The organism is Bacillus sp. FSL M8-0071 (assembly GCF_037975455.1).
Taxonomy (GTDB): domain Bacteria; phylum Bacillota; class Bacilli; order Bacillales; family Bacillaceae; genus Bacillus; species Bacillus subtilis.
Genome location: NZ_CP150256.1, coordinates 3,224,106 through 3,250,056, shown reverse-complemented (window position 1 = coordinate 3,250,056; position 25,951 = coordinate 3,224,106). Strand labels below are relative to the sequence as shown.

Genomic DNA, 25,951 nt, shown 5'->3' with positions numbered 1-25,951 from the left:
CGCGGGAAGCAGCTGCATTATGATTGTTCCATGTTATGTTTTTTATACTGCTGATTTTGACTTGTCCGTTTTCCGCCGCCGTAATGCTGAGTCGGACCGGCATCTCCCTTTACGCTCGCCGCGCTGACTGCCGCTGAAGACGGATTTTTTTTCTCTCGTACCATTCCCTTCACCTCCGGGCTTAAGTTGCCCGACTTTTATAGGCTTCATACAAAAAAATAACAAATTAGCTATTGAAGTCGAACCGGAAATCTTTTAAGATGAAAGAAGAAACGGGTTTCATTTTTTTTGGTCAAAAAATGAATGACTATTCATTCAATGTTCAAGGGGGATATCTCATGCACAAACACATTCGGAAGGCAGCCGTTTTAGGATCGGGGGTAATGGGCTCCGGGATTGCGGCGCATTTGGCTAACATCGGAATACATGTCCTGCTGCTAGATATTGTGCCGAACGATTTGACAAAGGAAGAGGAAAAAAGGGGGCTGACGAAGGACAGTCCGGAGGTGCGCAGCAGGCTGAGCCGGCAGGCGGTGAAAAAACTGCTGAAACAAAAGCCCGCTCCCCTCACATCAGCGAAAAATACCTCCTATATTACACCGGGCAATCTGGAGGATGATGCAGAAAAACTGAAAGAAGCAGATTGGATTATTGAGGTCGTTGTCGAAAACCTTGAAGTCAAAAAGAAAATTTTCGCTCTTGTGGATGAACATCGAAAGACTGGAAGCATCGTCTCAAGCAACACATCCGGCATATCAGTGCAGGAAATGGCTGAAGGCCGGTCGGATGATTTTAAAGCCCATTTTCTCGGAACGCATTTTTTTAATCCCGCACGCTATTTAAAGCTGCTGGAGATCATTCCGATTAAGGAAACGGATCCTGATATTTTAAAGTTTATGACAGCTTTCGGAGAAAATGTCCTCGGGAAAGGTGTTGTTACAGCAAAGGACACACCGAACTTTATCGCAAACCGCATCGGGACGTACGGGCTTCTCGTGACAGTCCAAGAAATGCTGAAAGGCGGCTATCAGGTCGGGGAGGTTGATTCGATCACAGGACCGCTGATCGGCAGGCCGAAAAGCGCTACCTTTAGAACGCTTGATGTGGTCGGTCTCGATACATTCGCCCACGTTGCCCGAAATGTGTATGACAAAGCTGATGGCGATGAAAAAGAAGTGTTTCGCCTTCCAAGCTTCATGAACGATATGCTGGAAAAAGGGTGGATCGGAAGTAAGGCCGGCCAAGGCTTTTATAAAAAAGAAGGAAAAACGATTTATGAGCTTGACCCAGTGACGCTTACTTACGGCGAGCGGACAAAAATGAAAACACCGGCACTTGAAGCGGCAAAACAGGCAAAAGGGACAAAAGCCAAAATGAAAGCGCTTATTTATTCGGATGACAGAGCCGGCCGATTGCTGTGGAATATCACATCTCAAACCCTGCTTTACTCAGCCGAGCTGCTTGGCGAGATTGCCGATGATATTCATGCGATTGACCAAGCCATGAAGTGGGGATTCGGCTGGGAACTGGGACCTTTTGAGATGTGGGACGCCATCGGCCTCAAGCAGTCAGCGGAAAAGCTTGAGCAGCTTGGAGCAGATATGCCTGGCTGGATAAAAGAGATGCTGGACAAAGGAAATGAAACCTTCTACATCAAAGAGAACGGAACGGTATTTTATTATGACCGCGGCGAATACAGAGCTGTGAAAGAAAACAAAAAACGAATTCATTTACAAGCACTTAAAGAAACAAAAGGCGTGATTGCGAAAAACAGCGGAGCAAGCTTAATTGACCTTGGAGATGATGTGGCCCTTCTTGAATTTCATTCGAAAAGCAATGCGATCGGCCTTGATATCATTCAAATGATCCACAAAGGATTAGAGGAAACAGAACGGAATTACAAGGGGCTTGTCATCGGCAATCAAGGGAAAAATTTCTGCGTCGGCGCGAATCTCGCCATGATCTTAATGGAAGTCCAAGATGACAACTTTTTGGAAGTTGATTTTGTGATCCGCCGTTTTCAGGAGACGATGATGAAGATCAAATACAGTGCGAAACCGGTCGTCGCCGCGCCATTTGGCATGACGCTCGGCGGAGGAACGGAAGTATGCCTGCCTGCGGCGCGTACTCAAGCGGCAAGCGAAGCCTATATGGGCCTTGTTGAATCAGGTGTCGGCCTCATCCCTGGCGGAGGGGGAAACAAAGAGCTGTACATCAATCATCTACGCCGTGGCCTTGATCCGATGAATGCGGCAATGAAAACATTTGAAACGATTGCGATGGCGAAAGTGTCCGCTTCCGCTCAAGAGGCTCGTGAGATGAACATCTTAAAAGAAACGGATCAGATCAGCGTGAATCAAGACCACCTGTTATACGATGCGAAGCAGCTGGCCGCATCTTTATACGATACCGGCTGGCGGCCGCCTGTAAAAGAAAAGGTCAAGGTGCCGGGAGAAACCGGTTATGCGGCACTCTTGCTTGGCGCTGAGCAGATGAAGCTGTCCGGCTATATATCTGAGCATGATTTCAAGATCGCGAAAAAACTCGCTTATGTCATTGCGGGCGGAAAAGTGCCGTTTGGTACAGAGGTTGATGAAGAGTATTTATTGGAGATCGAAAGAGAAGCGTTTTTGAGTTTGGCAGGAGAAGCAAAATCTCAAGCGAGAATGCAGCATATGCTTGTGAAAGGTAAACCTTTACGGAATTAGGAGGGAGCTTATGAAAGAGGCAGTCATTGTGTCAGGTGCAAGAACACCGGTTGGAAAAGCAAAAAAAGGATCGTTGGCCACCGTTCGTCCGGATGATTTGGGAGCGATTTGTGTAAAAGAGACACTGAAACGGGCAGGCGGTTACGAAGGCAATATTGACGATTTGATTATTGGCTGTGCAACGCCTGAAGCGGAGCAGGGGCTTAATATGGCGAGAAATATCGGTGCGCTCGCGGGCCTGCCGTACACGGTTCCGGCGATTACAGTTAACCGTTATTGCTCTTCAGGCCTTCAGTCTATTGCATATGCAGCAGAAAAAATTATGCTGGGCGCCTACGATACAGCGATCGCCGGCGGAGCAGAATCCATGTCGCAAGTTCCGATGATGGGGCATGTTACCCGTCCGAACCTTGCTTTGGCAGAAAAGGCACCGGAATATTATATGAGCATGGGCCACACAGCCGAGCAAGTCGCGAAAAAATACGGCGTCTCCCGTGAGGATCAAGACGCGTTTGCCGTTCGCAGCCACCAAAACGCTGCTAAAGCCCTTACAGAAGGAAAATTTAAAGATGAAATTGTACCCGTAGAAGTGACGGTGACAGAAATCGGAGAAGACCATAAGCCTATGGAAAAACAATTTGTATTTTCTCAGGATGAAGGTGTTCGCCCGCAAACGACTGCAGACATCTTAGCGACATTGCGACCGGCCTTTTCCGTTGATGGGACGGTGACTGCGGGCAATTCCTCGCAGACAAGTGACGGAGCGGCGGCTGTCATGCTGATGGACCGGGAAAAAGCCGATGCTCTTGGCCTGGCGCCGCTTGTGAAATTCCGCTCCTTTGCAGTAGGCGGCGTGCCGCCGGAAGTCATGGGAATCGGACCGGTGGAAGCGATTCCGCGCGCTTTGAAGCTTGCCGGACTTCAGCTGCAGGACATCGGCTTGTTTGAACTGAATGAAGCTTTTGCCTCACAGGCCATTCAAGTAATCAGGGAATTGGGAATTGATGAAGAAAAAGTGAATGTCAACGGGGGCGCAATCGCGCTTGGACACCCGCTTGGCTGTACGGGCACAAAGCTTACACTCTCACTCATCCATGAAATGAAACGGAGAAACGAGCAATTTGGAGTCGTGACCATGTGTATCGGCGGCGGAATGGGAGCGGCCGGTGTATTTGAATTATGCTAAAGGGGGAAAAACAAATGGCAAAAAAAGCGGCTGACGTACAAAAAGGCGGCGGATTTTTAATCGAGGATGTCACATACGATCAAATGTATACACCGGAGGATTTCACTGACGAGCATAAAATGATTGCGAAAACAACAGAGGATTACATCGAGCAAGATGTTCTCCCTCATATAGATGATATCGAAAACCATCAATTCGAGCATTCTGTCAGACTGTTGAAGAAAGCGGGCGAACTAGGGCTGCTTGGCGCCGATGTGCCGGAAGAATACGGCGGGCTCGGCCTAGATAAAATCAGCTCGGCACTCATCACTGAGAAATTTTCGCGTGCGGGAAGCTTTTCTCTTTCTTATGGCGCGCATGTCGGTATCGGTTCCTTGCCGATCGTCTTTTTCGGATCAGAAGAACAAAAGAAAAAATATTTGCCTGGACTCGCTTCAGGCGAAAAGATCGCCGCTTATGCTCTGACTGAGCCTGGCTCTGGGTCTGATGCACTTGGAGCAAAAACAACAGCTGTGCTGAATGAAGCAGGAACCCATTATGTATTAACAGGGGAAAAACAGTGGATTACCAACTCTGCTTTTGCCGATGTATTTGTGGTTTACGCCAAGGTAGACGGCGACAAGTTTTCAGCCTTTATTGTAGAAAAAGAGTTCCCGGGTGTCTCCACGGGACCGGAAGAAAAGAAAATGGGAATCAAGGGATCATCGACAAGAACTCTCATTCTGGATCAAGCTGAAGTGCCAAAGGAAAACCTGCTCGGAGAAATCGGCAAAGGGCATGTCATCGCCTTTAATATTTTAAACATCGGCCGTTACAAACTGGCGGTTGGCACAATCGGCGCATCTAAACGCGTCATCGAGCTGTCTGCGGCATACGCAAATCAGCGCCGCCAATTTAAAACGCCGATTGCTGGTTTTTCATTAACACAGGAAAAAATCGGGACAATGGCCTCAAGGCTGTATGCGATGGAAAGCTCTGTATACAGAACCGTCGGGCTGTTTGAAGACAATATGAGCCAGTTCACGGCCGAAGATCTCAAGGACGGCCGGCAAATCGCCAAATCGATTGCGGAATACGCCATCGAATGCTCTCTGAATAAGGTATTCGGCTCTGAAACGCTTGATTATATAGTTGATGAAGGCGTGCAGATTCATGGAGGCTACGGCTTTATGCAGGAGTACGAAGTAGAAAGGGCCTATAGGGATTCAAGGATCAATCGGATTTTTGAAGGCACAAACGAAATCAACCGGTTAATCGTGCCAAGCACCTTCCTGAAAAAAGCGCTTAAAGGCGAGCTGCCTTTATTCGAAAAAGCGCAGTCGCTGCAGGAAGAACTCATGATGCTTATGCCTGAAGAGCCTGGAAGCGGCGTCTTAGAGCAGGAAAAATATATCGTCAAGCAAGCCAAAAAAATTGCGTTGTTTGCTGCCGGCCTAGCCGCGCAAAAATACGGAAAAGCGATCGATCGTGAGCAAGAAATTCTCGTGAACGTAGCGGATATCGTCAGCAATGTATACGCAATGGAATCAGCCGTGCTCAGAACGGAAAAGGCCATTGCCGCACAAGGCGCTGAAAAAGCAGCGCAAAAGGTGCTGTACACAGAAATTTTCGTTCAAGAGGCCTTTAACGAAATTGAAGCGCATGCGAAGGAATCCCTTATCGCAATGGAAGAAGGAGATTCACTCCGCATGATGCTTTCCGCTCTGCGCAAGCTGACACGCGTAACGCCTAAAAACGTGATTCAGAAAAAACGCGAGGCGGCGGCAGGCATTTTTGAGGCTGAGAAATATATTGTCTGATTGGCCATGAGCTCCGCATGCGCGGAGCTCTTTTTTAAGAAGCACTGTTTTAGGTTTTTAAAACAAACTGTGTTAAAATAACCTCGATTATTTTATTGAGGGGGAAGAAGATGTCGTTAACTTTTTACTGGTACCCTAAATGCGGAACGTGCCGCAAAGCAAAGAAGTGGCTTGAAGAGCATGGGAAAGAAATAAACGAAATACATATTGCTGAGCAGCCGCCAAGCAAAGAAGAATTAAAAGCGCTTTATGAAAAAAGCGGGCTGGATCTCAAGAAATTTTTCAACACGAGCGGCATGAAATACCGCGAGCTCAATCTCAAGGAAAAGCTGTATCACATGTCAGAGGACGAACAGCTCGAGCTGCTGGCTTCAGATGGTATGCTGATCAAACGCCCGCTTACAACAGACGGCGAAAAAGTGACTGTCGGATTTAAAGAAGACCAATTTGAAGAAAACTGGGCTTAATGTAAATTTTTTTTGAAAAGTGTGGTATCTTCTTATTGTAGTGCTGTAAAAAATGGAGGGATTCAATTGAGCATACCAAAAGATTTGCGTTACTCAGGAGAACACGAGTGGGTAAAAGTTGAAGGAGAAAAAGCCAGAATCGGAATTACGCATTTTGCCCAGTCCGAACTAGGCGACATCGTGTTTGTCGAACTTCCTGAAGTGGGCGCTGAAATCAAAGCGGACGAGCCATTCGGCAGTGTTGAATCCGTTAAAACGGTATCTGAGCTTTATGCACCGATTAACGGAACGGTTGTGGAAGTAAACGAAGATCTTGATGACAGTCCGGAATTCGTCAACGAATCTCCGTACGAAAAAGCATGGATGATCGTCGTTGAGCCATCTGACGCTTCTGAAATTGAAAAACTGATGACAGCAGAGCAATACGAAGAGATGACACAAGAAGACTAAAACAGGATAGCCGTAAAAGCAATTGGACACGCTAACGTTATGGGAGGTGTCCAATATGGCTTTCGACAAACAAAAGCTCGATGTCACCAATGACGTGACAGGCCGCTTTCAAAATGGCCGGCTCTCGTTATATCATGATAATGAGATGATCGGCCAAATGACAAGCATGAATGAATATGAGCTTAAGTCCGGTTATTCCTTTGAAAATGAGAAATTTTATAAGACAGCCGATGTGGTCTCTGGAGACGACGCAAAATATGTAGATTGTGACTACGAAAACGGCTGGTGTTAATGTTGGCGGTGAATTTCACTGCCTTCTTTTACAATCTGAACGTTTCAAATTTGACGCGGCAGGTGAACAAGATGAAGATGGATGAGCTGGAAAAGGTTATGATTGTCGAGGGGAAATCAGATAAAGAGAAAATCGAAAGCGTCCTGAATGAACCGGTGCGCATTATCTGCACAAACGGAACAATCAGCCAGCTGAGGCTCGAGGAATTGGCTGACGAGCTTTATGATAAAGACGTCTATATATTAGTTGATGCTGATGAATCAGGTGAGAAATTGAGAAAACAGCTGAAGCGTGAATTTAATGAAGCCTGCCATCTCCATATCGACAGAGCCTATAAGGAAGTAGCGGCTGCGCCCAGGCACCATGTCGCTTCTGTATTACTGCGTGCGAATCTGAATGTCCATACTATTTTTCTTGAAAGAAAGTCCCGAGGTGTATAGCATGAAAGAACTCCAAGAACACGAACTTGATCACATTGAAGATGATGTGTACCTTCTATATTTATATACTCCGTTTTGCGGCACCTGCCAGCTTGCAAGCAAAATGCTGACAGTGGTGAAAGAAATGCTGCCGGATGTCGCCTTCTATCAAAACAATGTCAATTACTCTCCGACATTCGCAAAAGCGTATCAAATTGAAAGCGTCCCTTGTTTTCTGCTGTTTAAAGGCGGAAAGGTGGTCGAAAGAGGATATGCATTTCATTCCGTTTCTTATTTATATGAGCTGATCAAACAAAAATCATCTTCCGCATCTCATTTATGACATATTTCTCAGCATATCCAATGAAATTGTCGTTCGTTTTATAAAGGGGTTCTTGCGACAAAGAGAGAAATGTGTATGTATGACCAACAAATAGGAGGTTGTACATATGGAGAAAGCGGAAGTTTTAGAAGATGAGTATCAGCATCTGTTTTTAAAACCCCTTTTGAATGCCTCAACATTGCTCATTACCTTCCAAGGAGAAGCAGAAGCCTTAACCGTCTCAATAAACGAACAGGGAGAAATGAAAAAAGTTTCTCCGCCCCAAACGTCCAACCTGACCTTTTACGGAAACCAAACGGAAATTATTGATTTATTGCACGGAGACATTTCCCTTCAGCACCTGATTCAGAGCGGAAGCCTCAAAGTAAAGGGGTCATTCAGGGCCCTGTTAAAACTGGAAGCCATTCTCTGGCTGACAAATGGATTTTTTCAGAGGATTTTAAAAAATTAAAAAATAATAAATTATTATAATAGTAAAAGTTGACATCATTTATTTTATTGACATTTAATCATTCGCCGTGCTATTCTACATTAAGAATTTCCGGACGAAAAAGACTATATATTTCTCTTATCAAGAGAGGTGGAGGGAAGTGCCCTATGAAGCCCGGCAACCATCAACGCTGTTGAAATGGTGCCAATTCACACGAAGCGTTCAGCTTTGAAAGATGAGAGAAAGGCATTTTATATAAGCCTTTCTGCTCAAGTGTGCAGAAAGGCTTTTCTTTTGCAGAAAAAACCGGAAGATTTCTTAGAATAGTGTTAAGGCAGGTGATTGCTTTGATCAATCTTCAGGATGTTTCAAAAGTTTACAAGTCGAAACATGGAGATGTCAATGCTGTCCAAAACGTCTCGCTTTCCATTAAAAAAGGTGAGATTTTTGGAATTATAGGATATAGCGGAGCTGGTAAGAGTTCCTTAATCCGTCTGCTGAACGGCCTTGAGAAACCAACCTCAGGAACCGTGGAAGTGGCGGGAACCAAGATTAATGAAGTAAATGGACGCGGTTTAAGAAAAGCACGCCATGAGATCAGTATGATTTTCCAGCATTTCAATTTGCTTTGGTCGCGGACTGTCAGAGATAATATCATGTTTCCTTTGGAAATTGCCGGAGTGAAAAAGAGCGAGCGGATCAAGCGCACCAATGAACTGATTAAACTGGTAGGTTTAGAAGGAAAAGAAAAATCTTATCCGTCTCAGCTGAGCGGCGGTCAGAAGCAGCGTGTCGGAATTGCCAGAGCGCTTGCAAACAATCCGAAGGTTCTCCTTTGTGACGAAGCGACATCAGCATTAGATCCGCAAACGACAGATTCAATTCTGGATCTATTGTCCGATATTAATGAAAGACTCGGTTTGACGATTGTGCTGATTACGCACGAAATGCATGTCATCCGCAAAATCTGCAACAGAGTCGCCGTCATGGAAAACGGCAAGGTGGTCGAAGAAGGCGAGGTTCTCGATGTCTTCAAAAATCCAAAGGAACAAATGACAAAACGATTTGTTCAGCAGGTGACAGAGCCGGAAGAAACGAAAGAGACGCTTCAGCACCTTCTTGATGATACAGCATCAGGAAAAATGGTTCAGCTCACATTTGTCGGTGAGTCAGCTGAACAGCCTCTGATTACAGAGATGATCAGAAACTTCAATGTCAGCGTCAATATTCTGCAAGGGAAAATTTCGCAGACGAAGGATGGGGCTTACGGTTCACTGTTCATCCACATTGACGGGGACGAGGAAGAAGTGCAAAACGTGATCCGATTCATTAATGACAAACAGGTGAAAGCAGAGGTGATCACGAATGTTTGAAAAATACTTCCCGAACGTTGATTTAACTGAATTATGGAACGCGACATATGAAACACTTTATATGACGCTGATTTCTTTACTGTTTGCTTTTGTCATCGGGGTCATCCTCGGCTTGCTGCTCTTTCTGACGAGCAAAGGAAGCCTCTGGCAGAATAAAGCGGTCAACTCTGCGATTGCGGCCGTTGTTAACATATTCAGATCGATTCCGTTCCTTATTTTAATTATTTTACTATTAGGTTTTACGAAATTTTTAGTCGGCACGATCTTAGGGCCAAACGCCGCATTGCCGGCGCTGGTAATCGGCTCGGCACCATTTTACGCGCGCCTTGTTGAAATCGCGCTGCGTGAGGTGGATAAAGGTGTGATTGAAGCCGCTAAATCAATGGGCGCGAAAACGTCTACGATTATTTTCAAAGTGCTGATTCCGGAATCAATGCCTGCTCTTATTTCTGGCATTACGGTTACAGCCATCGCTTTAATCGGTTCAACGGCAATTGCCGGAGCCATTGGTTCAGGAGGCCTTGGAAACCTTGCGTACGTAGAAGGATATCAGTCTAATAACGCTGATGTTACCTTCGTTGCTACTGTGTTTATTTTAATCATCGTGTTTATTATTCAAATCATCGGTGATCTAATAACAAATATTATAGACAAACGATAAGGGAGGATTTACATTGAAAAAGCTATTTTTGGGTGCATTACTGCTTGTATTTGCAGGAGTTATGGCTGCCTGCGGTTCGAATAACGGCGCTGAATCCGGCAAGAAAGAAATTGTCGTTGCGGCAACAAAAACACCGCATGCGGAAATTTTAAAAGAAGCTGAACCATTGCTGAAAGAAAAAGGCTATACGCTGAAAGTGAAAGTGCTTAGTGATTACAAAATGTACAATAAAGCTTTAGCTGATAAAGAAGTGGACGCGAACTACTTCCAGCACATTCCTTACCTTGAGCAAGAAATGAAAGAAAACACAGATTACAAACTTGTGAATGCCGGCGCTGTTCACTTAGAGCCATTCGGTATTTACTCTAAAACATACAAATCACTGAAAGACCTTCCAGACGGTGCGACAATCATTCTGACAAACAACGTTGCTGAACAAGGCCGTATGCTTGCAATGCTTGAAAACGCTGGATTAATCACTCTTGATTCTAAAGTGGAAACAGTTGACGCAACATTGAAAGACATTAAGAAAAACCCGAAAAACCTTGAATTCAAAAAAGTAGCGCCTGAATTAACGGCAAAAGCATATGAAAACAAAGAAGGAGACGCGGTCTTCATCAATGTAAACTATGCGATCCAAAATAAATTAAATCCTAAAAAAGACGCAATTGAAGTAGAATCAACGAATAACAACCCATACGCTAACATCATCGCAGTAAGAAAAGGCGAAGAAGATTCTGCAAAAATCAAAGCGCTGATGGAAGTTCTTCACTCTAAAAAGATCAAAGACTTCATCGAGAAAAAATACGACGGAGCTGTGCTTCCTGTATCTGAATAAGACTGAAACCCCGGATGAGAAATCCGGGGTTTTTTTCGCGTATTTTCCTAAAAGCTGTTCATAATAAAAAGGAATGTTAAACAGATGGAGGGATTTTCTTTGAATCAAGACAGAGGAAGCATGCAGAACGCGTTAAAACAATATAAACATGGTTTAGGCACATTTGAACAAAAGATGCCGCTGATGGGAAGAAAATTTAACGAATTTACTGAACAGTGCTTTGCCGGGAATTCTCTGACTGAAAGAGAAAAACAGCTGATCGCCCTCGGAATTGCCATCAATGCTCAGGACGAATATTGCATGATCTATCATACAAAAGGCTGTCTCGATCAGGGAGCGACAGAAGAAAACATTCTCGAAGCCGTCAGTGTGGCAGCGGCATTTGGAGGCGGCGCAGCTTTCAGCCAAGGCGTGACAGTCGTTCAACAGTGCATTGAGGAATTCGGAAACACCACGCATTAAGAGAAGGAATATTCCGAAAAACCATTCTCATTTGTTCTGAAAGGATGCTTTCGTCTCATCTGCCGCTATTTCACGCCAAATCGTTTTTGCGGCATCCAACGCAGCACTGGTACAATAAAAAGCAAATATATGAAGGGATTGATTCATTATTTGCAGCAGCCAGGACAGACTGAACCTCGATTATACGTCAGAAATGGAAAAAGCGATGCAGCTGTCACACGGAATTGGATACGAGGAATATGGACGCCGGCTGGAAACAAGAATGAAAGTAGAGCGGCAGAGAGAGCTTGATTATGAAAAAAGCAAGCGGATTTCTGCGGGAGCTTATTGAGAAAATCAAACTTTTAAAAAAGGGTGGGAATCCACTCTTTTTCTTTTTCAATCGCTTTAATAAAGTGCTGATCTTTGTTAAACTTGAGGAATGTGCAAGGCACGATAAAAAGTTGTATTTACTTTTCATTTGTTATAAAATTAGAATGAGAATAAAATGAGAATAATGATTATATATTTTTGGAGGTATAGATATGGCTGCTTCAACATTAACGATCAAAGATCTTCACGTTGAAATCGAAGGGAAAGAGATCTTAAAGGGTGTAAACCTTGAAATAAAAGGTGGAGAATTCCACGCAGTAATGGGCCCGAACGGAACTGGTAAATCCACTTTATCAGCTGCTATTATGGGGCATCCTAAATATGAAGTAACAAAAGGCAGCATCACGCTTGACGGCAAAGATGTACTGGAGATGGAAGTGGACGAGCGTGCGCAGGCAGGCTTATTCCTTGCAATGCAGTACCCAAGTGAAATCAGCGGTGTGACAAATGCCGACTTCCTTCGCTCAGCAATCAACGCGCGCAGAGAAGAAGGCGATGAAATTTCTCTCATGAAATTCATCCGCAAAATGGACGAAAACATGGAGTTCCTTGAAATGGACCCTGAAATGGCTCAGCGCTATCTTAACGAAGGCTTCTCAGGCGGGGAGAAAAAACGCAACGAAATCCTTCAATTAATGATGATTGAACCGAAAATCGCCATCCTTGATGAAATTGACTCAGGCCTTGATATTGACGCTTTGAAAGTTGTATCAAAAGGGATCAACAAAATGCGCAGCGAAAACTTCGGCTGCCTGATGATCACTCACTATCAGCGCCTGTTAAACTACATCACTCCGGATGTTGTTCACGTTATGATGCAAGGCCGCGTTGTAAAATCCGGCGGTGCAGAGCTTGCTCAGCGTCTTGAAGCAGAAGGTTATGACTGGATCAAACAAGAACTTGGCATTGAAGACGAAACTGTTGGCCAAGAAGCGTAAGCGTTAGGGGGATTAATATGACACTAGGTACAAAACTATCCATAGATCAGGAGTATCTCAAAAGCTTTTCCGAAAAGCACCAAGAACCTGCCTGGCTGAAGAACCTGCGCTTACAGGCTCTTGAACAAGCTGAGGATCTGCCGATGCCGAAACCTGACAAAACAAAAATCACAAACTGGAACTTCACGAATTTCGCGAAGCATACAGTGGATAACGAACCGCTTTCTTCATTAGAAGATTTGACTGATGAAGTAAAAGCGCTGATCGACATTGAAAACGAAGATAAAACATTATACGTACAGCGTGACCAGACGCCGGCACATCTTTCTCTTTCTCAAGAATTGAAAGACAAAGGCGTCATCTTCACTGATATTCTGACTGCTGCACGCGAGCACAGCGACTTGGTGGAGAAATACTTTATGAAGGACGGCGTGAAGGTTGACGAACATAAGTTAACTGCACTTCACGCGGCTCTTGTTAACGGAGGAGCATTCCTTTATGTTCCGAAAAATGTTCAGGTGGAGACGCCGGTTCAGGCTGTTTATGTCCACGAAAGCAATGATACAGCTCTATTCAACCACGTGCTGATTGTGGCTGAAGACCACAGCTCTGTAACATATGTAGAAAACTACATCAGCACTGTAAACCCGAAAGACGCTGTCTTCAATATTATCAGTGAGGTCATCACAGGTGATAATGCCAGCGTGACATACGGTGCGGTGGATAATCTGTCAAGCGGTGTGACAACTTATGTGAACCGCCGCGGTGCTGCGCGCGGACGCGACAGCAAAATCGAGTGGGCTCTTGGCCTGATGAACGACGGCGACACGATTTCCGAAAATACAACAAACCTTTACGGTGACGGCACATACGGCGATACGAAAACGGTTGTTGTCGGAAGAGGAGAGCAAACAGAAAACTTCACAACACAAATCATCCATTTTGGTAAAGCTTCTGAAGGCTATATCTTGAAGCACGGTGTGATGAAGGATTCCGCTTCTTCTATCTTTAACGGAATCGGCAAAATCGAACATGGCGCTTCTAAAGCGAATGCGGAGCAAGAATCACGCGTGCTGATGCTTAGCGAAAAAGCACGCGGAGACGCAAACCCTATTCTTTTAATTGACGAAGACGATGTAACTGCAGGACATGCGGCATCTGTCGGCCGTGTGGACCCTATTCAGCTTTACTACCTGATGAGCCGCGGAATTCCGAAAGAAGAAGCAGAACGCTTAGTTATTTACGGATTCCTTGCACCGGTAGTAAATGAACTTCCGATTGAAGGCGTTAAGAAACAATTAGTTTCTGTTATCGAAAGGAAAGTGAAGTAATGAATATCACAGATATTCGTGAACAGTTCCCGATCCTTCATCAGCAAGTGAACGGACATGATCTCGTTTATCTCGACAGCGCGGCGACTTCCCAGAAGCCGCGTGCTGTCATTGAAACACTGGATAAGTATTATAACCAATACAATTCCAATGTTCACCGGGGCGTCCATACACTTGGAACCAGAGCGACAGATGGTTATGAAGGAGCGCGTGAAAAAGTCCGCAAGTTTATTAACGCGAAGTCAATGGCTGAGATTATTTTCACAAAAGGCACGACCACATCACTGAATATGGTGGCGTTAAGCTATGCGCGCGCCAACCTGAAACCTGGTGATGAAGTGGTCATCACCTACATGGAGCATCATGCGAATATCATTCCGTGGCAGCAGGCTGTAAAAGCAACTGGCGCCACATTAAAATATATTCCGCTGCAGGAAGACGGAACGATTTCTTTAGAAGACGTCAGAGAAACGGTCACAAGCAACACAAAAATTGTTGCGGTGTCTCATGTATCTAATGTTCTCGGCACGGTCAACCCGATTAAAGAAATGGCGAAAATCGCTCATGACAATGGGGCTGTCATTGTGGTGGACGGTGCACAAAGCACGCCTCACATGAAAATTGACGTGCAGGATCTCGATTGCGACTTCTTTGCGCTTTCTTCCCATAAAATGTGCGGACCTACTGGTGTTGGTGTGCTGTACGGAAAGAAAGCCCTGCTGGAAAACATGGAGCCTGCCGAATTCGGCGGTGAAATGATCGACTTTGTCGGGCTTTATGAATCAACTTGGAAAGAGCTTCCGTGGAAATTCGAAGCGGGTACGCCGATTATTGCAGGAGCAATCGGCCTCGGTGCCGCCATTGATTTTCTCGAAGAAATCGGTCTTGATGAGATTTCCCGCCATGAGCACAAGCTTGCAGCTTATGCGCTTGAACGCTTCCGCCAGCTTGACGGCGTAACGGTTTACGGGCCGGAAGAGCGTGCCGGGCTTGTCACATTTAACCTTGATGATGTTCATCCGCACGATGTGGCGACTGTGCTTGATGCGGAGGGAATCGCAGTCAGAGCCGGCCACCATTGTGCGCAGCCGCTGATGAAATGGCTGGATGTAACTGCTACTGCAAGAGCAAGCTTTTATCTGTATAATACAGAGGAAGAGATTGATAAGCTTGTGGAAGCTCTTCAAAAGACAAAGGAGTATTTTACAAATGTCTTTTAATGCAAACTTAGATACATTGTACAGACAGGTGATTATGGATCATTACAAAAACCCACGAAATAAAGGGGTTTTGAATGACAGCATCGTCGTGGATATGAACAATCCGACATGCGGCGACCGCATCAGACTGACAATGAAGCTTGACGGAGACATCGTGGAAGATGCGAAGTTTGAAGGGGAAGGCTGTTCCATTTCAATGGCATCCGCTTCGATGATGACTCAGGCGATTAAAGGGAAAGATATTGAAACTGCCCTTTCCATGTCTAAGATTTTCTCGGATATGATGCAAGGGAAAGAGTATGATGATTCTATAGATCTCGGGGATATTGAAGCCCTTCAAGGCGTTTCAAAATTCCCGGCCCGTATCAAATGTGCAACCCTCTCATGGAAAGCACTTGAAAAAGGAGTCGCGAAAGAAGAAGGCGGCAATTAAAAGGATTGGAGTGAAAATGGATGGCTAAAAAAATGCCTGATATTGGTGAATACAAGTATGGTTTTCACGACAAGGACGTTTCCATTTTCCGTTCAGAGCGCGGATTGACAAAAGAAATCGTAGAAGAAATTTCTCGCATGAAAGAAGAGCCTCAATGGATGCTTGACTTCCGCTTGAAATCACTTGAGCATTTCTACAACATGCCGATGCCTCAATGGGGCGGAGATTTAAACTCACTGAACTTTGACGAAATTACGTACTACGTAAAACCGTCTGAGCGTTCAGAGCGTTCTTGGGATGAAGTTCCTGAAGAAATTAAGCAAACATTCGACAAGCTCGGTATTCCTGAAGCTGAACAAAAATACCTTGCGGGTGTTTCTGCTCAGTACGAATCTGAGGTTGTATACCACAACATGAAAGAAGATCTTGAAGCGCAAGGCATCGTCTTTAAAGACACTGACAGCGCGCTGAAAGAGAATGAAGATATTTTCCGTGAGCACTGGGCAAAAGTAATCCCGCCGACTGATAACAAGTTTGCGGCGCTTAACTCAGCTGTTTGGTCCGGCGGATCTTTCATCTACGTGCCTAAAGGCGTGAAGGTTGAAACACCGCTTCAAGCTTACTTCCGTATCAACTCTGAGAACATGGGTCAGTTCGAACGTACACTGATCATTGTTGACGAAGAAGCAAGCGTTCATTATGTTGAAGGCTGTACTGCGCCTGTTTACACAACAAACTCACTTCACAGTGCGGTCGTTGAGATCATCGTGAAAAAAGGCGGCTACTGCCGTTATACAACGATCCAAAACTGGGCGAACAACGTTTACAACCTTGTAACAAAGCGTACAGTCTGTGAAGAAAACGCAACAATGGAATGGATCGACGGCAACATCGGTTCTAAGCTGACAATGAAATATCCGGCTTGTATCCTAAAAGGCGAAGGCGCGCGCGGTATGACGCTTTCTATCGCTCTTGCAGGTAAAGGCCAGCATCAGGATGCAGGTGCGAAAATGATTCACCTTGCACCAAACACATCATCTACAATCGTATCAAAATCGATTTCAAAACAGGGCGGAAAAGTAACGTACCGCGGAATCGTCCACTTCGGACGCAAAGCGGAAGGCGCTCGCTCTAACATCGAGTGCGATACGCTCATTATGGATAACAAATCAACTTCAGACACAATTCCTTACAATGAAATCTTAAATGATAACATTTCATTGGAGCACGAAGCGAAAGTGTCTAAAGTATCTGAAGAGCAGCTCTTCTACTTGATGAGCCGCGGTATTTCTGAAGAAGAAGCAACTGAAATGATCGTAATGGGCTTTATCGAGCCATTCACAAAAGAGCTTCCAATGGAATACGCAGTTGAAATGAACCGTTTGATTAAGTTCGAAATGGAAGGTTCTATCGGTTAATACAGAAAACCCTTGTCACATTAATGCTTGTGGCAGGGGTTATTTTTTTATTTTTACTTTGAGTTTTTGTTCTTACTCTTACTGCTCTATGGGATTGTGAATAAACGAGTCGTCCGTTTTGAAGATTTTTTTCGGTTATGATGACTTAAAATTTGAAAAATATATTTTTTATCAGTAGAGATACCTACTTGATGCAAATAGACTATATACTCGGGGATAAAGAATAAGTTGGAGGATACTACCATCTTTTTTGAATTAAGTGTATACTTAAAAAGTAATATGTTTTGTTAAATAAAATAGATGTCATCATGAGTGGTTTAAGATGTAAATGTTAAAACTAACGATTATATTACGAACCTAATCGGAATTTATTATGTAATAGGTCATAAGGTTCGTATTTATGTGGATAAATCGTAAATAGCCAAGTTAAAAATAGTTGTAATCTTAAATAGAATGAACTATGAAATTAAAGCATTAGAGGTTTATACATGATACGAGTTTATTATTAACTCGCTAATATAAGATCAAATTTAATTTTGTTTATTTTAGAATTACATAATAAAAAACTAGGAGATGAAGGAATGAAACATGATATGATTCCAGCAACCTCTTCAATAAACCCACATCAGAAAGAAAATCTAAATTTGAAGGAAATTGAGTCAGGCCTAATGACATATTTACAAGAAATGGGGCTGCCAACTCAATCTGTACTTGTACCCGTTGAGCATAGGATAAATGTATTTAGAAACTTACCAGCTTCTTTAGAGAGACTAAGTAACGAGGGGAAAAGTAATTCTTTATATATATCAAAATTTGTTGCTGCTGTTACAGCCGGTTTGTTTGATTCCGCCTTAAATTATTTATGGGATGAAACTATAAACGAATTGAGAAATAGAGTAATTCATTATGATATAAATTACTTTTTTGATAATGCAGTGAAAAGTCAAGAAAAAAGAAAACGTTTAAAAGATGAGAGCGATTTAGACAAAATAGATGATAGTGAGCTAATATATGGTTCTCGAGAGATTGGTTTAATTTCTGAATTAGGATTTAAGCATTTAGACTATATAAGATATATGAGAAATTGGGCAAGTGCAGCTCATCCAAATCAAAATGAGTTAACAGGATTACAGTTGATAAGTTGGCTGGAAACTTGTATAAATGAAGTTATATCACTACCTCTATCAAATATTACAATTGAGATAAAAAAGTTACTTACAAATATTAAAGTAAATACAATTAGTGAGGAAGAAGCCAAACAAATTGCTACGTTCTTTCAAGATTTTTCAAAAGAGCAAGCTAATAATTTAGCCCAAGGTTTATTTGGTATCTACACTAGACATGATACTACTGTTCAAGTTAGAGAAAACATCCATAGATTATTACCATTTTTATGGGGATTTGTAGATGAAGAAACAAGAAATCTTTTAGGTGTGAAATATGGAAAATTCGTTGCAAACAATGACCAAGATGAGCAAAATAATGCCCGCTCTTTTTTAGAAGTTGTAAATGCTGAATCTTATATTCCAGATGGATTAAGAGCTACAGAAATTGAAACGGCTTTAGAGAATTTATTATCCGCTCATAGAGGTATTAATAATTTTTATAGTGAACCTCCATTAGCAAGAGAGCTTAAACGTTTAGTAGGTGATTCAAGTCAAGTACCACAACAAATTAATACTCATTATGTTAATACATTAGTGGAAGTTTTCTTAACTAATGGTAATGGAGTAGCTTGGGATGCTGAAACTATTTACTTAGAGCTAATAAGACAATTTAATGCTAATCAGGCTTTAATAGCAATACTGTCTTTTGACAATGAAATTATTTCTTCTAGGTTGCAACATACGTTATGTCAAAAGAAATTCAAGGAATTACTCGAGATTGTAAGAGTGAAAGTCACTTCACAAGCAGTCTTAGAGTTAATTAATGCAATAGAAGCATTTAATGGTCCCTTAGATAAGATTAAGAAAGACTCGTCTTTTGAGAGAAAGGTCAATGCTTTAAAGCAAATAATTCAGTGATTTTTGTTATTAAGTCCCAAACTCAGTTTGATTAGAAATTACAAAAGTATAGTGTAACAAGCTTTGCTCAATTTATCTTGTATAGTTCATTGAGATTTAAGTTCGAAATGAAGGTTCATTCGGTTAATTCTTTCATAAAAAGGACGTGACTGGTTTTCAGCCGCGTCCTTTTTGTATTGAGAAGAAAAACCGCTGGCCGAGGGGCCGCGGTTTTTTACTCTTCTTCTGTCTCTTGATTGATAATTTGCTTTACAGATGATCTGCTGTTATTTTCTCTGTTCATCTCTCGCAATTGAGTATAAGCCATATCGAATTCCTCTTTTGTCATCTGCTTTGCGGCTAATGCGGAGCATAATATAGCAAAAGCAATTGGCATTGTATCAATGTGAATGTCGATATGGACCTCTGAGTTGCCGCTGTTTTTGATAGCAGATTCAGTAGTGGGTATCTCTTGTGCATGTCTGTTGATAGGAATGATATTTTCGTTCATTAGTCTTCTCCGTCTTGTGTCTGAGCCTGTGCCTGATCCTGGTCTGTGTTTACGCTGACCACGACTTTTGCATTACCGCTGTTTTGGACTTTTGCGACTGCCGCATCGCGTCTGTTTTCTTCATTTTCATGACGATTTTCGCTCATGGTATCATCCTTTCTCTATTGATAGTGACAGGATATTCGATAGGAGAGTAAAGAGATTGGACGAACTTCGCGGTTTTTCCACATTAGGGCAAAAGATCGAAGGAAAGCATTCTATTTGGTAAAATGAATAGACATTATAATAGAAAAGGTGTTTGCATATGAAATCGTACATCATCGTCGGCGCAGGGATTCTGGGCGCGTCGACGGCTTATTATCTCGCAAAATCAGGCGCTTGCGTTACTGTCATTGATCGGAAAGAGCCGGGACAAGCGACTGATGCGGCGGCGGGGATCGTCTGTCCATGGCTCTCGCAACGCCGTAATCAGGATTGGTACCAGCTTGCTAAGGGGGGAGCCCGGTACTATAAGGATTTAATCCATCAATTGGAAAAAGACGGTGAAACGGATACAGGATACAAACGTGTCGGTGCCATCAGCATTCATACTGACGCGTCTAAACTCGATAAAATGGAGGAAAGAGCGTATAAGAGACGGGAGGATGCGCCGGAAATTGGCGACATTACCCGCTTGTCTGCAAGTGAAACGAAAAAGCTGTTTCCGATTTTAGCTGACGGCTATGAATCGGTTCATATCAGCGGTGCCGCCCGTGTGAACGGAAGAGCGCTGTGCCGGTCGCTTTTAAGCGCTGCAGAGAAACGCGGCGCAACGGTCATCAAAGGAAATGCGTCCTTGCTTTTTGAAAACGGAACAGTCACCGGCGTGCAAACAGATACAAAGCAGTTTGCGGCTGACGCGGTCATTGTGACGGCGGGAGCATGGGCCAATGAGATATTGAAGCCTCTTGGCATTCATTTTCAAGTGTCATTTCAAAAAGCGCAGATTATGCATTTTGAAATGACAGATGCAGATACAGGATCGTGGCCGGTTGTAATGCCGCCGAGTGATCAGTACATTCTGTCGTTTGATAACGGCAGAATTGTAGCCGGCGCCACACACGAGAACGATGCCGGTCTTGATGATCTGCGTGTGACAGCCGGAGGCCAGCACGAAGTATTGAGCAAAGCGTTAGCCGTTGCACCGGGTCTTGCTGATGCGGCTGCTGTTGAAACAAGAGTGGGCTTCAGGCCGTTTACACCGGGATTTCTGCCGGTCGTAGGGGCCGTGCCGAATGTTCAAGGCTTATATGCTGCAAACGGTTTGGGTGCTTCTGGACTGACGATGGGGCCGTTCTTGGGTGCAGAGCTCGCAAAGCTAGTTCTTGGAAAGCAGACAGAATTAGACCTTAGTCCTTATCATCCAGCCGGAGCACTTGCATAATAAGCAAGAGCATAACAAACAAATATAGTAAAGCTGTTCTAGCTTTTCTTTTCTGTATGTGTTAGCATTTATCTTTAATGAAAAAGAGGACGTGAACTGATTTTGATAAAAATTGATATACCCGCACCGAATGTCACCATCACTGAACGACAGCAGTCAGCTAATGATAACGAGCCGAAGATAAAACCGATTCACGGATTCATCGACTTTCACCAGATCCCAAGGGACAAAGGCGGCATTTTTATGTTTTACAACATTCATGACGAGCTGCTGTTTGTCGGTAAAGCCAGAAAGTTAAGACAGAGAATTAAGAAGCATTTCGAAGACACTGTTTCACCGATCAAACATCACAGAGATGAAGTATATAAAATCGAGGTATGTGTAGTTGATGATCCAATGGAAAGAGAGATTTACGAAACATATATCATCAATACACAGCACTCGAAGTACAATATAGACAAGGTATTTTTTAAATAAGACGTCAGTCTGCGGATTGAACAGCGAAGCCAGAGCTTAAGTCAAGTTCTGGCTTTTGATTTGGGCATTTTTTCGCATATAGACCCTTTGTCTGTCATTCGAATAAATTAATGAGAAATTTCAGAAAATAATATTGACAATCCTACCCGCGGACTTTAATATAACAATATATAATGTTATATAACGTTATATAATAAAAACGGGGAGTGAAGGATTTGAGTCAGGCCACAGCAAAAGTAAATCGTGAGGTTCAAGCTTTCTTGCAGGATTTGAAAGGGAAAACCATTGATCATGTATTCTTTGTCGCATGCGGAGGGTCTTCTGCCATTATGTATCCGAGTAAGTATGTGTTTGACAGAGAGTCAAAATCAATAAACTCCGACCTCTACAGCGCCAACGAATTTATTCAGCGCAACCCTGTTCAGCTTGGTGAAAAGTCTCTTGTTATTTTGTGCTCGCATTCGGGAAATACCCCGGAGACAGTCAAAGCTGCTGCGTTTGCAAGGGGCAAGGGCGCACTTACGATTGCGATGACGTTTAAACCGGAGTCTCCTTTAGCGCAGGAAGCGCAATATGTTGCCCAGTACGATTGGGGTGATGAGGCGCTTGCGATCAATACAAACTATGGCGTTTTGTATCAAATCGTTTTTGGAACCCTGCAAGTATTAGAAAACAATACGAAATTCCAACAAGCAATTGAAGGCTTAGATCAATTGCAGGCTGTATATGAAAAAGCCCTTAAGCAGGAAGCTGACAACGCCAAGCAATTTGCAAAAGCCCATGAAAAAGAAAGCATTATTTATACCATGGCAAGCGGTGCAAACTACGGTGTCGCTTACTCCTACAGCATCTGCATTCTCATGGAAATGCAATGGATTCATTCCCACGCCATTCATGCCGGAGAATATTTTCACGGACCGTTTGAAATTATTGATGAATCCGTGCCGTTTATCATCCTGCTCGGTTTAGATGAAACAAGACCTCTTGAAGAGCGGGCGCTTACCTTCTCGAAAAAGTATGGCAAAAAGCTCACTGTGCTTGATGCTGCATCTTACGACTTCACTGCAATTGACGATTCAGTTAAAGGCTACCTTGCTCCGCTCGTTCTCAATCGTGTGCTGAGAAGCTATGCAGACGAGCTGGCAGAGGCGAGAAATCATCCTTTATCTCTTAGAAGATACATGTGGAAAGTTGAGTATTGATCTGAAAATGAGGAACCATTATGCATTAGACTATAATGTTATATAACATTATAGTCTAATGTCCAGAGGAGGCCAACCCTTTGAAGAAAATGTTGTTGTTCTTGATCATTGCAGCTGTCAGTATGTTCACCATTGCAGGCTGTTCGAGCCAAAGCAGTTCAGCGGACGGAAAGGTGACATTGAAATTTTTCCACAGATGGCCGAAGGAGCCGGAAAAAAGTTATTTTGAAGAGGTTGTTAAGGAATTTGAAAAAGAACACCCAGATATCGATATTCAAATTGAAGCCGTTTTAAATGACTCCTATAAAGATAAAATTAAGGTCATGCTGGGAACCACCAGCCCTCCTGACATTTACTTCTCTTGGAGCGATGAGTTTGCTTTTAAATTTATCAGAGGCAATAAAGCACTTGATCTCTCGTCCTACTACAAAAATGACACCGATTGGTCATCACAGCTCGTTCAATCGCAAATTACACCATTTACTTATGAAAACAAGCAATATGGCGTGCCGTGGCAAATGGACGCTAAATCATTCTTCTATAATAAAGACATTTTCCAAAAGCTGAATCTTGATCCCCCGAAGACGTGGGATGAATTAATCGATGTGTCAAAAAAGCTGAAAGAACATGGCTACACACCGATCAGCTTCGGAACAAAGGCGACTTGGACAATCTCGCACTATATCGGCACGCTTAATCAGCGGATGGTCGATGAAAAAACGCGAGACAAGGACTATAACGCCAAAACGGGTGAATTTACTGATGAAGGCTACGTAAAAGCCCTTGAAAAGCTTCAAGAGCTGATGCCTTACTTTAATAAACATGTAAACTCCGTCGACCACGAATATGTGAGACAGCAATTTAAGAGCGGAAAGTCGGCGATGATATATGCGGAAACAGCGGAAATCAAGCTGGTTGAACCGGTTAATCTCGGGATGTTCCCATTTCCTGAAATCAGCGGACAAAAAGGATCTTCAGAAGCGTTAACGGGAGCGCCGGAAGGATTCATGATTTCCTCAAGAACAAAACATCCGAAGGAAGCAATGGAATTTTTGCAGTTCTTGACGTCGAAAAAAATGGGCGAAAAGCTCGTGAAAGATGTCGGGAAATACAGTGCAGTGCAAGGTACGGCTACTGAAGAAAATGCAACAGCTATTCAGCGTGAAGCCGTTCAGCATATTGTTGATGCCAAATCAATGGTTCCATGGTTTGATATGGATGTCGATGTTGAAGTCGCAGATGCGTACCTAACAGGCGTCCAGCAAATGCTTGGCGGCGACATGACACCGCAGCAGGTGATGAAAGCCGTTCAAAAGGCAGCAAAGCAGGTGAGGGCGTCAGCTGAATAAATCAAAGAAAAGGTGAAGCTTCGCACCTTTTCTTTTTATAAAGGAGATGAGATACCCTTGGTCAATCAGAATAAAATAATCCCCTATTTGTTTTTGGTGCCCGCTCTCGTTTTTTTACTTTTCGTTTATATCCCGATTTTTGAGAATGTATTCCTCAGCCTGTTTCAGTGGAGCTCATTTTCTCCGGAAAAAACGTTTATCGGCTTAAAAAACTATGTTGAATTATTTCATGATCCTGTCTTCTATCAGGCACTTACCAATAATGTGCTTTATGCAGTGATCTCAATTGTATGCCAGGTATTTGGCGGTTTGATTTTGGCGGCGGTGCTTGAGGATAAGCTGGTCAGAAAATGGTCGCCGTTTTTTCGTACCGTTTTCTTTTTGCCGGTTGTCATCTCAATGACGGTGATCGCGCTTTTGTTTGATTTTATTTACAATCCGGAGACAGGGCTTTTGAATCAGCTGCTTCAGGCCATCGGTCTTGATCAGCTGACGAGGGCCTGGCTCGGGGATGACAGCACAGCTATGCTTTCTGTCATTTTTGTGTCCCAGTGGCAATCTGTCGGTTATATTGCGATGCTGTACATCGTGTCGATTCAAAAAATACCGGATGAACTGTATGAAGCGGCCCGGCTTGACGGCGCGGGTAAAATTCAGCAGTTTTTTCATATTACTGTTCCCCAGACGAAAGAGATGTCTTTTGTTGCGGTGGTCATGACGCTGACCGGGGCCTTTACGGTCTTTAATGAGCCGTACATTTTGACAGGCGGCGGGCCGGGAAACGCGTCAGAAGTCTTGAGCACGTTTTTATATAAAAGCGCCTTTACAAAGGATATGATGGGCTACGCCTCAGCGATTGCCACTGTCGTGTTAATCATTACGCTTGCATTATCGCTCATGCAAATGAAGTTCTTTAAAACCGGAAAGGAGGAGTAACTGATGCTGCCTCAGAAGAAGACAGATTCGTTCAGATTGGAGCCGGTGCCTGACCAGCACATTGAGGTGAAAAGAAAGCCTAGACGAAAATGGTATATCGGAGAAACGTCTGTGTGGGTTTTTCTGTTTCTTTATCTGATTGCGATTGCCTATCCGCTTCTCTGGATGGTGATGAGCGCCTTTAAAAACTCTGACGATATTTTTGAGCACAGCTGGTCGCTGCCGTCTTCGTGGCATCCGGAAAATTTTGTTTCCGCCTGGAATCAGGGGATTTCTTCTTATTTTATGAACAGTGTCATCGTTACGGCGCTGACGTGTGTGATCACTGTCTTTATCAGTGCATGGGCAGCGTATGGCCTTTCCCGGTTTGAGTTTAAAGGAAAAGGATTCTTTTTGGTGCTATGTCTTGGCGGATTGATGCTGACGCCGCAGGTCAGTCTTGTGCCGCTTTATTCTATTATTCAGTCGCTGGGCCTGTACAATACGTATTGGGCGTTAATCTTGCCGTATGCGGCTTATCGGATCCCATTCACCATCATTTTGATCCGCTCTTATTTTCTTTCTATTTCAAAAGAATTGGAGGAGGCGGCCTATTTGGATGGGTGTACAAGTTTTGGAGTATTTTTCAGAATTTTCTTACCAATGAGCGTGCCGATTTTGGTGACATCCGGCATTTTGACGGCTTACCATACATGGAATGAGTTTATGTTTGCGATTATTTTCATAGATGATGAGAATTTACGGACCATTCCAGCCGGGCTGATGCAGTTCAGAGACGCGCTGCAGACAGACTGGGGCGTCCTGCTGGCGGGGTTAACGATTTCAGCCGCGCCGATTATTATTCTATTTTTATTGATGCAGAAATATTTTGTCCGCGGGATTGCAAGCGGCAGTGTAAAAGGATAAAGGA

General features: G+C 43.6%; 29 protein-coding genes and 1 riboswitch. Of the genes, 26 read left to right on the top strand and 3 right to left on the bottom strand.

The features are described from left to right. Nucleotides 1-17: 17 nt before the first annotated feature. Nucleotides 18-164, bottom strand: a complete 147-nt coding sequence (locus tag MKX71_RS16890; protein ID WP_003240817.1) for a YuzL family protein — start codon at nucleotides 162-164, stop codon at nucleotides 18-20. Between the two features lie 174 nt (nucleotides 165-338). On the opposite strand from MKX71_RS16890, the gene MKX71_RS16885 reads away from it, so the two are divergent. The 20 genes from MKX71_RS16885 to MKX71_RS16790 all read left to right on the top strand — a co-directional run bounded on the left by MKX71_RS16885 (nucleotide 339) and on the right by MKX71_RS16790 (nucleotide 19,164). Continuing rightward, nucleotides 339-2,708, top strand: a complete 2,370-nt coding sequence (locus MKX71_RS16885) for a 3-hydroxyacyl-CoA dehydrogenase NAD-binding domain-containing protein (RefSeq protein WP_339231359.1) — start codon at nucleotides 339-341, stop codon at nucleotides 2,706-2,708. Nucleotides 2,709-2,718: 10 nt separating this feature from the next. Continuing rightward, a complete protein-coding gene (locus MKX71_RS16880; RefSeq protein ID WP_339231357.1) occupies nucleotides 2,719-3,894 on the top strand; it encodes an acetyl-CoA C-acetyltransferase in 1,176 nt (391 codons plus the stop codon). Between the two features lie 14 nt (nucleotides 3,895-3,908). Beyond that, nucleotides 3,909-5,693 (top strand): acyl-CoA dehydrogenase FadE, encoded by a 1,785-nt coding sequence (gene fadE, locus MKX71_RS16875; RefSeq protein WP_015714672.1) that lies wholly within the window; start codon nucleotides 3,909-3,911, stop codon nucleotides 5,691-5,693. 110 nt (nucleotides 5,694-5,803) lie between these two features. Next, the gene (locus tag MKX71_RS16870) at nucleotides 5,804-6,160 is read left to right on the top strand and encodes an arsenate reductase family protein (RefSeq protein WP_003222779.1); all 357 of its coding nucleotides are present in this window, start codon (nucleotides 5,804-5,806) and stop codon (nucleotides 6,158-6,160) included. A 66-nt stretch (nucleotides 6,161-6,226) separates the two neighbouring features. Then, entirely contained in the window at nucleotides 6,227-6,610 is a 384-nt protein-coding gene (gene gcvH, locus MKX71_RS16865; RefSeq protein WP_003222781.1) for a glycine cleavage system protein GcvH, read from the top strand. A 55-nt stretch (nucleotides 6,611-6,665) separates the two neighbouring features. Continuing rightward, a complete protein-coding gene (locus tag MKX71_RS16860; protein WP_003228581.1) occupies nucleotides 6,666-6,902 on the top strand; it encodes a YusG family protein in 237 nt (78 codons plus the stop codon). A 77-nt stretch (nucleotides 6,903-6,979) separates the two neighbouring features. Further along, nucleotides 6,980-7,342, top strand: a complete 363-nt coding sequence (locus MKX71_RS16855; protein WP_015483668.1) for a toprim domain-containing protein — start codon at nucleotides 6,980-6,982, stop codon at nucleotides 7,340-7,342. 1 nt (nucleotide 7,343) lies between these two features. Then, nucleotides 7,344-7,664, top strand: coding sequence for a thioredoxin family protein (locus MKX71_RS16850; protein WP_014480792.1), 321 nt, complete (start codon nucleotides 7,344-7,346; stop codon nucleotides 7,662-7,664). Nucleotides 7,665-7,770: 106 nt separating this feature from the next. Continuing rightward, nucleotides 7,771-8,115 (top strand): SCP2 sterol-binding domain-containing protein, encoded by a 345-nt coding sequence (locus MKX71_RS16845; protein ID WP_003228587.1) that lies wholly within the window; start codon nucleotides 7,771-7,773, stop codon nucleotides 8,113-8,115. 114 nt (nucleotides 8,116-8,229) lie between these two features. Beyond that, nucleotides 8,230-8,336: riboswitch (SAM riboswitch) on the top strand. Between the two features lie 105 nt (nucleotides 8,337-8,441). Continuing rightward, a complete protein-coding gene (metN, locus tag MKX71_RS16840) occupies nucleotides 8,442-9,467 on the top strand; it encodes a methionine ABC transporter ATP-binding protein MetN (protein ID WP_339231355.1) in 1,026 nt (341 codons plus the stop codon). Further along, nucleotides 9,460-10,128, top strand: a complete 669-nt coding sequence (metP, locus tag MKX71_RS16835) for a methionine ABC transporter permease MetP (RefSeq protein ID WP_015251270.1) — start codon at nucleotides 9,460-9,462, stop codon at nucleotides 10,126-10,128. Before metN ends, metP begins: the two co-directional genes overlap by 8 nt. Before the next feature lie 13 nt (nucleotides 10,129-10,141). Next, entirely contained in the window at nucleotides 10,142-10,966 is an 825-nt protein-coding gene (gene metQ / locus MKX71_RS16830) for a methionine ABC transporter substrate-binding lipoprotein MetQ (RefSeq protein ID WP_339231353.1), read from the top strand. Between the two features lie 84 nt (nucleotides 10,967-11,050). Further along, nucleotides 11,051-11,428 (top strand): carboxymuconolactone decarboxylase family protein, encoded by a 378-nt coding sequence (locus tag MKX71_RS16825; protein WP_339231352.1) that lies wholly within the window; start codon nucleotides 11,051-11,053, stop codon nucleotides 11,426-11,428. Between the two features lie 193 nt (nucleotides 11,429-11,621). Next, complete coding sequence (locus MKX71_RS16820; protein ID WP_003228600.1) at nucleotides 11,622-11,759, top strand: hypothetical protein; 138 nt, start codon at nucleotides 11,622-11,624, stop codon at nucleotides 11,757-11,759. A 193-nt stretch (nucleotides 11,760-11,952) separates the two neighbouring features. After that, on the top strand, nucleotides 11,953-12,738 hold the full coding sequence (sufC, locus tag MKX71_RS16815) for a Fe-S cluster assembly ATPase SufC (RefSeq protein ID WP_003151872.1): 786 nt from the start codon (nucleotides 11,953-11,955) through the stop codon (nucleotides 12,736-12,738). Between the two features lie 17 nt (nucleotides 12,739-12,755). Beyond that, a complete protein-coding gene (gene sufD, locus MKX71_RS16810; protein ID WP_192857999.1) occupies nucleotides 12,756-14,069 on the top strand; it encodes a Fe-S cluster assembly protein SufD in 1,314 nt (437 codons plus the stop codon). After that, a complete protein-coding gene (gene sufS, locus MKX71_RS16805) occupies nucleotides 14,069-15,289 on the top strand; it encodes a cysteine desulfurase SufS (protein ID WP_003228604.1) in 1,221 nt (406 codons plus the stop codon). Before sufD ends, sufS begins: the two co-directional genes overlap by 1 nt. Next, nucleotides 15,279-15,722: a Fe-S cluster assembly sulfur transfer protein SufU gene (gene sufU / locus MKX71_RS16800; RefSeq protein ID WP_003222809.1), complete on the top strand. Its 444-nt coding sequence runs from the start codon at nucleotides 15,279-15,281 to the stop codon at nucleotides 15,720-15,722. The genes sufS and sufU overlap by 11 nt, the downstream gene beginning before the upstream one ends. A gap of 20 nt (nucleotides 15,723-15,742) precedes the next feature. Then, nucleotides 15,743-17,140: a Fe-S cluster assembly protein SufB gene (sufB, locus tag MKX71_RS16795; protein ID WP_003228608.1), complete on the top strand. Its 1,398-nt coding sequence runs from the start codon at nucleotides 15,743-15,745 to the stop codon at nucleotides 17,138-17,140. A gap of 581 nt (nucleotides 17,141-17,721) precedes the next feature. After that, entirely contained in the window at nucleotides 17,722-19,164 is a 1,443-nt protein-coding gene (locus MKX71_RS16790; protein ID WP_206647960.1) for a hypothetical protein, read from the top strand. Nucleotides 19,165-19,378: 214 nt separating this feature from the next. Here the strand turns inward: MKX71_RS16790 and MKX71_RS16785 are convergent, their stop codons facing one another. After that, nucleotides 19,379-19,654: a hypothetical protein gene (locus MKX71_RS16785; RefSeq protein ID WP_015251276.1), complete on the bottom strand. Its 276-nt coding sequence runs from the start codon at nucleotides 19,652-19,654 to the stop codon at nucleotides 19,379-19,381. Continuing rightward, nucleotides 19,654-19,800, bottom strand: coding sequence for an acid-soluble spore protein SspG (gene sspG / locus MKX71_RS16780; protein ID WP_040081894.1), 147 nt, complete (start codon nucleotides 19,798-19,800; stop codon nucleotides 19,654-19,656). Before sspG ends, MKX71_RS16785 begins: the two co-directional genes overlap by 1 nt. A 158-nt stretch (nucleotides 19,801-19,958) precedes the next feature. Here sspG and MKX71_RS16775 point away from each other — a divergent pair, with 158 nt between their 5' ends. The 6 genes from MKX71_RS16775 to MKX71_RS16750 all read left to right on the top strand — a co-directional run bounded on the left by MKX71_RS16775 (nucleotide 19,959) and on the right by MKX71_RS16750 (nucleotide 25,947). Then, nucleotides 19,959-21,077 carry an FAD-binding oxidoreductase gene (locus MKX71_RS16775; protein WP_339231348.1) on the top strand — a complete coding sequence of 373 codons (1,119 nt, stop codon included), beginning with the start codon at nucleotides 19,959-19,961 and terminating at the stop codon, nucleotides 21,075-21,077. Nucleotides 21,078-21,179: 102 nt separating this feature from the next. Next, nucleotides 21,180-21,554, top strand: a complete 375-nt coding sequence (locus tag MKX71_RS16770) for a nucleotide excision repair endonuclease (protein ID WP_003228617.1) — start codon at nucleotides 21,180-21,182, stop codon at nucleotides 21,552-21,554. Between the two features lie 215 nt (nucleotides 21,555-21,769). Then, entirely contained in the window at nucleotides 21,770-22,756 is a 987-nt protein-coding gene (gene frlB / locus MKX71_RS16765) for a fructosamine deglycase FrlB (RefSeq protein ID WP_326228179.1), read from the top strand. A gap of 80 nt (nucleotides 22,757-22,836) precedes the next feature. Continuing rightward, the gene (locus tag MKX71_RS16760; RefSeq protein WP_015251279.1) at nucleotides 22,837-24,105 is read left to right on the top strand and encodes an ABC transporter substrate-binding protein; all 1,269 of its coding nucleotides are present in this window, start codon (nucleotides 22,837-22,839) and stop codon (nucleotides 24,103-24,105) included. A 57-nt stretch (nucleotides 24,106-24,162) separates the two neighbouring features. Next, nucleotides 24,163-25,041 carry a sugar ABC transporter permease gene (locus MKX71_RS16755; RefSeq protein ID WP_014477910.1) on the top strand — a complete coding sequence of 293 codons (879 nt, stop codon included), beginning with the start codon at nucleotides 24,163-24,165 and terminating at the stop codon, nucleotides 25,039-25,041. A gap of 3 nt (nucleotides 25,042-25,044) precedes the next feature. After that, a complete protein-coding gene (locus MKX71_RS16750; protein WP_014477909.1) occupies nucleotides 25,045-25,947 on the top strand; it encodes a carbohydrate ABC transporter permease in 903 nt (300 codons plus the stop codon). Nucleotides 25,948-25,951 lie beyond the last annotated feature (4 nt).